Raw genomic sequence first — 5670 nt, forward strand, 5'->3', positions numbered from 1 at the left:
CGGGAGGGGGGGAGGGGTCGTGCGGGGGAGGGCCCCGTGCCAGGCTGGTGCCATGACCCGCAACGACCCCGCCGTCATCGACCGCCTCATGACCCGGCCCGGCCGGTGGGCCGTGGTGGGCCTGACGGGCAGCACGGCCCGTCCGGCGCACTCGGTCGCGAAGCAGATCCGCGACGACCTCGGCATGACGATCATCCCGGTGAACCCGAAGGGCGAGCCGGTGCACGGCGAGCCCGGCTTCCGCACGCTCGCCGAGGTCCCGGGCCCGATCGACGTGGTGGACTGCTTCGTCAACTCCCGCCGCGTCGGCGCGGTCGTGGACCAGGCCATCGCCGCGGGGGCCGCGGCGGTGTGGCTGCAGCTGGGCGTCGTCGACGAGGACGCGGCCGCCCGGGCGGAGCGGGCCGGCCTCGACGTGGTCATGGACACCTGCCCCCTGATCGAGCTCCGCGCCATGGTCCGGCGGGGCTGGACCCTGGACCCGGGCCGGACCCCGCCGCTCGCCCCGCCCGCCTGAGCCGCCCGCACGTGCGGAGGCCGTCCCGGTGGGACACGGCTTGCGCCGGGGCCTGGGCGACCCGCTAAGCTGTTTCCCGACGACGATGACGAGTCCCGACGCGAAGCTCTGGCTGGTCGGGCGGCAACCCTCTCCCGTAGCGGGGTGCCCCAGATGAACATCGGGCCGTGGTGCACTCGCTCCGCGGCAAGTACGGCGCCCACCAGTGCGTCGGACCCGCGAGCAGGTCTCCACGACGCACGGGCGCGGGTCGGCATCGACCCGGGAGGAAGACCCATGAGCAAGCGCATCGCCCTGAACGCCTTCGACATGACCTGCGTGGGCCACCAGGCCCCCGGCCTGTGGAAGCACCCCCGCTCCCGGGCGGACGAGTACAACACGATCGAGTACTGGACGGACGTCGCCCAGGTCCTGGAGAAGGGGCTCTTCGACGCGCTGTTCCTCGCGGACGTCGTCGGGTACTACGACGTCTACCAGAACTCCGCGGCCCCCGTGATCCGGGACGCCACGCAGATCCCGGTCAACGACCCCTTCATGCAGATCTCCGCGATGGCGGCCGTGACGAAGCACCTGGGCTTCGGCGTGACCAGCGCGATCACCTACGAGCAGCCGTACCCGCTGGCCCGGAAGTTCGCGACCCTGGACCACCTGACGAAGGGCCGGATGGGCTTCAACGTGGTGACGTCCTACCTGAAGTCCGCCGCCGAGAACCACGGGCTCACGGAGCAGATCTCCCACGACGAGCGCTACGAGATCGCCGAGGAGTTCATGGAGGTCTGCTACAAGCTCTGGGAGGGCTCCTGGGAGGACGGCGCGGTCAAGCGCGACCGGATCAACGGGGTCTTCGCCGACCCGGCGCTCGTCCACCCCATCCAGCACCACGGCAAGTACTTCGACGTCCCGGGCATCGGGCTGACCGAGCCGTCCCCGCAGCGCACGCCGCTGATCTTCCAGGCGGGGGCCTCCTCCCGCGGGCGCGCGTTCGCCGGGCGCCACGCCGAGGCGGTGTTCGTGGGCGGCATCCGCCCGGACCTGACCCGCGTGGTCACCGACAAGCTGCGCGACGAGGCGCAGGCCCAGGGCCGGGGCCGGGACGACCTCAAGATCTTCGCCATGCTGCACGTCATCGTCGACGAGACCGACGCGAAGGCCGAGCAGAAGCGCCGCGACTACGAGCGGTACGCGGACACCGACGGCGCGCTGGGACTGGTGGGCGGCTGGTCCGGGCTGGACCTGGGTCGCTACAACGAGAACGACGTCCTGGAGTACATCAAGACCGACTCCATCCAGTCCTTCCTGACCCCCTTCACCACCGCGGACCCGAACAAGAAGTGGACGATCAAGGAGGTCGCCAAGCACATCTCGATGGGCGGCATGGGCGTGCCGGTCGTCGGCTCCCCGCAGACCGTGGCCGACGAGCTCGAGCGGTGGATCGACGACGGCGGACTGGACGGCATCAACCTCGCCTACCACGTGTCCCCGGGGTCGTTCGAGGACTTCGTGGAGTGGGTCGTGCCGGAGCTGCAGAAGCGCGGCCGCTACCGGACCGGGTACGAGGGCACCACGCTGCGCGAGAACCTCTACGGCGCCGGGCAGACCAAGGTCCTCGACACCCACCCGGCCGCCGCGTACCGCGGCGCCTACGCGGGCAAGCCCTCTGCCGCGGACACCCCCGCCCGCGCACTGATCTCCTGATCCACGCCCCCTGATCCCGCCGGCGCCCGGCCCGAGGCCGGGGACCGGGAACGGACGAGGGGCCCCCGCACCGGCGGGGGCCCCTCGTCCGTTCCCGGTCAGGACGTCGGCGCGGCGCTCCAGCGCAGCAGGGCGGCCACGTCCGTGCCGTGGGGCAGGGCCCCCGGCGGCACGAAGACGGGGCGGCCGTCGGTCAGCACCGCGGCGCGCACCAGCGCGGCGTCGGCGGAGACCCGGCCGAGCACGCCGGCGCCCACGGCCTCCGACTCCCGGAAGGCGATCCAGGGCTCGGCGTCCAGGGCGATGAGCTCCTGCTCCGTGTCCAGATGGGTGTCGTCGATGAGCAGCGTCTCCGCCTGGGCCTGCTGCAGGGCCGAGACGACGGGCTCCATCCCCGAGACGGCGGTGGGGTCGGCCCGCCCCTGCTGCTCCGCGAGCCGCTCGAGCAGACCCTGCTGGCGGTGTGCCACGACCTCCGCCACGCGCTCCTCGACCTGGTGGTCGAAGTCGGCGGACTTGCTGCCCTCCGCGCGCGTGTTGGCGTCGACGACGCTCAGCATCGTCCGGGTCGCCTTGGACAGCTGCTCCTCGACCAGGCCCCGGGCCCGCAGGTCCCCCGCGAGGACCACGAGCTGCGCCCCGCTCTCGGCGACGACCTTGTCGATCTGCTCGGCCACCTGCTCGGTGTTGCGCCGCCACACGTCCTCGGTGTGCCGCTGCCAGCGACCCTGGGACCAGCCGCCCCCGGGGAACTTCTTCAGGTGCTCGGTCTCGCCCTCGATCTGCTGCTCGTCCGTGGCCCGGACGCGGCTGGCGTGCTGCAGGCAGATCTCGCCGCCGTCCCGGCCCACCTCGGCGACCACGTAGGGGAAGTCGTCCGGGCGGTGCCGGAACAGGGGAGTGAGGTCGGGGACCTCCTCCACCTGGATGACACCGCGACCGGCGCGGGGTCCTGGGAGGACCTCGTCGATCTCCACGGTGCCGTCGCGCACCAGCAGGTACCGGCACACCGGGTCCGGCACGCCCTCGGCCGGCCGCACGGCGGCCTCCACAGCGGCGAGATCGGCCTTGCTCGCGCCCTGGCGCTCCAGCTCTCGGCAGATGTTCTCGGGCAGGACGTCGATGGCGTGCAACGAGTCGACGGTGCCGGTGCTGATGTCCGTGTAGACGGTGCACCAGGGGCCCTTGCTCTTGAACAGTTCGGCGTAGCGGTGGAATCGGCTCGTCATGATCGACAACTCCTGCTGTTGAGCGGTGCTTCCTGTGGTGCAGACCACGTTATCCGACCGTCAGGGGGCTGGGAACAGACGGCCGGACGAGTAGGGTCGGAGGCACACGACCGGTCGCGCGACCGGTGGTCCCGTTGGTCCCACGACGCAGGAGGCATCCATGAGCGACGTACCCGAGTACGACGAGGCCGACCGGCTCGAGCAGTCGATCGAGGCCGAGCGGCCGGAGCTGGACGACCAGGACGACGAGGCGCCGGCGCCCGCGCCCGAGCGCTCGGAGGCGTCCTCCCTCGAGGCGAATCCCGACGACCTCCTGGAGCAGGACCAGGAAGTCGTCCTCGACGAGCCGCAGGACGAGCAGCAGGAGACCTCCACGCTCGAGGCGGAGTGAGCCGCGCACCGCGCGAGGGCGTGCGCCCTCGCGCGGTGCGTCACACGGCGGACCAGCCGCCGTCCGAGGGCATGATCACGCCGTTGACGTTGGAGGCGTCGTCGCTCGCGAGGAAGACGATGACGGCGGCGACCTGCTCGGCGGTGGCCGTGTAGGGGATGTTCTGCAGGAACGCCCCCATCCGCCCCGGGAACAGGTCCGAGCCCATGGGCGCCTCGATCGCCGTGGCCGTGGCGCCGGGGGCGACCGCGTTGGTGCGGATGCCGTCCGCCGCGTGCATGAGGGCCGTGCTCTTCGTCAGCCCGGCCACGGCGTGCTTGGAGGCGGTGTAGGCCGCGCCCGCGGCGGACCCGCGCAACGACGCCTCGGACGCCACGTTGACGATTGCTCCTCGCCCGGAGACCCGCAGCAGCGGGATGGCAGCGCGGGTCAGTCGCATGACGGAGCCGACGTTGACGGCGAAGACCCGGTCCCACGTCGCGTCGTCGACCTCGGCGACGGACTCGAAGCGGTCCATGATCCCGGCGTTGTTGACCAGCACGTCGAGCCGGCCCTCGGTCGCCGCCAGCACCCGGCCCACCGCGCCCTCGTCCGTGAGATCCGCGACCACGGGGAAGAGCGGCAGGCGGGGCGCCTCCGCCACCAGGGTCTCCAGCCGGCGCGCCGAAAGGTCAACCACGACCACGGTGGCCCCCTCCGTGGCCAGTCCCAGCGCGGTGGCGCGTCCGATGCCCGAGCCCGCCCCGGTCACGACGGCGGTCCTGCCGGTGAAGCGGTGGGTGTCCACGGTTCCTCCTGAAGATCCGACGGGTGCTCGGACGGGCCGCGCGAGCCGCGGCGCCGCCCTCTTCATTGTGGTGCGGAACGGACCCGGAAGAACTTTCCGAAAAAAATGTGACCTGCTGCATCCGCGGAGGGGTCCACGGCGGTAGTACGGGTGCAAGGTCGATTCCGCTTCCGCCAGGGAGCCCGTTCAAGGAGCAGTTACCATGCGCAAGACCCTTTCCGCCGCAGCAGTCCTCGGCCTCGGTGCCGGTGCCCTCAGCATGAGCCCGGCGTTCGCCGCCGAGCACGCGGAGCTGTCCGTGCTCCACGGCGTGCCCGACACCGTCGTGGACGTGTACGTCAACGGCGAGCTCACCCTCGACGACTTCGCCCCGGGCACCCTGGCCGGCCCGCTCGAACTGCCCGCCGGCAGCTACGACCTGGCCATCACCGCCCCCGACGCCGCCGACGCCTCGGAGCCGATCATCGGGCCCGTCACCGCGGACCTGCAGACCGGGATGAGCTACACGGCCGCGGCCCACCTCGACACCGAGGGCAACCCCACGGCCACCCTGTTCACCAACGACATGTCGGAGATCGAGGCCGGCAAGTCGCACCTGACCGTCCGGCACGTGGCCGCCGCCCCGGCCGTGGACGTCCTCGCGGGCGGCCAGCCGATCATCACCGGGCTCGAGAACCCGAACGAGGAGACCCTGCCGGTCGACGCCGGCACAGTCTCGGCGGCCGTGGCCGCCGCGGGCACCACCGAGCCGGTCATCGGCCCGGCCGATCTCCAGCTGGCCGAGGGCACCCACAACATCGTGTACGCGTGGGGCTCCCTCGAGGCCGGGAACCTGGACCTCGCCGTCCAGACCCTGGAGGGCATGGAGCAGGCGCCCGAGGCCGTGCCGGGCGGCCAGTCCGGGCTCGCGGCCCAGGAGCAGCGCACGATGCTGACCGCCGGCCTCGCGGCCGCCGGCGCGCTCGGGCTGATCGGCGCGGCGTTCGGTGCCCGCCGGGTGCTCGCGGGGAACCGCCGGTAGTGAGCCGTCCTGACAGGCCCGGTCCGGGTG

The 5670-nt window shown here is 72.3% G+C and carries 6 protein-coding genes and 1 riboswitch; of the genes, 4 read left to right on the forward strand and 2 right to left on the reverse strand.

What is annotated here, in order from left to right; translation table 11 throughout:
* Window positions 1–52: 52 nt before the first annotated feature.
* Both ACH9D2_RS13550 and ACH9D2_RS13555 read left to right on the forward strand, forming a co-directional pair.
* Complete coding sequence (locus tag ACH9D2_RS13550; protein WP_396363334.1) at window positions 53–517, forward strand: CoA-binding protein; 465 nt, start codon at window positions 53–55, stop codon at window positions 515–517.
* 84 nt (window positions 518–601) lie between these two features.
* A riboswitch (SAM riboswitch) is annotated at window positions 602–716 on the forward strand.
* A 77-nt stretch (window positions 717–793) separates the two neighbouring features.
* Window positions 794–2212 carry an NtaA/DmoA family FMN-dependent monooxygenase gene (locus ACH9D2_RS13555; RefSeq protein WP_396363335.1) on the forward strand — a complete coding sequence of 473 codons (1419 nt, stop codon included), beginning with the start codon at window positions 794–796 and terminating at the stop codon, window positions 2210–2212.
* A 98-nt stretch (window positions 2213–2310) separates the two neighbouring features.
* On the opposite strand, the gene ACH9D2_RS13560 is transcribed toward ACH9D2_RS13555, so the two are convergent.
* Window positions 2311–3441 (reverse strand): baeRF2 domain-containing protein, encoded by a 1131-nt coding sequence (locus ACH9D2_RS13560; protein ID WP_396363336.1) that lies wholly within the window; start codon window positions 3439–3441, stop codon window positions 2311–2313.
* Window positions 3442–3601: 160 nt separating this feature from the next.
* On the opposite strand from ACH9D2_RS13560, the gene ACH9D2_RS13565 reads away from it, so the two are divergent.
* On the forward strand, window positions 3602–3832 hold the full coding sequence (locus ACH9D2_RS13565) for a hypothetical protein (protein ID WP_396363337.1): 231 nt from the start codon (window positions 3602–3604) through the stop codon (window positions 3830–3832).
* Window positions 3833–3872: 40 nt separating this feature from the next.
* On the opposite strand, the gene ACH9D2_RS13570 is transcribed toward ACH9D2_RS13565, so the two are convergent.
* Window positions 3873–4619, reverse strand: a complete 747-nt coding sequence (locus tag ACH9D2_RS13570; protein ID WP_396363338.1) for an SDR family NAD(P)-dependent oxidoreductase — start codon at window positions 4617–4619, stop codon at window positions 3873–3875.
* Window positions 4620–4821: 202 nt separating this feature from the next.
* Here ACH9D2_RS13570 and ACH9D2_RS13575 point away from each other — a divergent pair, with 202 nt between their 5' ends.
* Window positions 4822–5640, forward strand: a complete 819-nt coding sequence (locus tag ACH9D2_RS13575; RefSeq protein WP_396363339.1) for a DUF4397 domain-containing protein — start codon at window positions 4822–4824, stop codon at window positions 5638–5640.
* Window positions 5641–5670 lie beyond the last annotated feature (30 nt).

It is taken from the genome of Kocuria rhizosphaericola, assembly GCF_044462205.1.
Taxonomy (GTDB): domain Bacteria; phylum Actinomycetota; class Actinomycetes; order Actinomycetales; family Micrococcaceae; genus Kocuria; species Kocuria rhizosphaericola.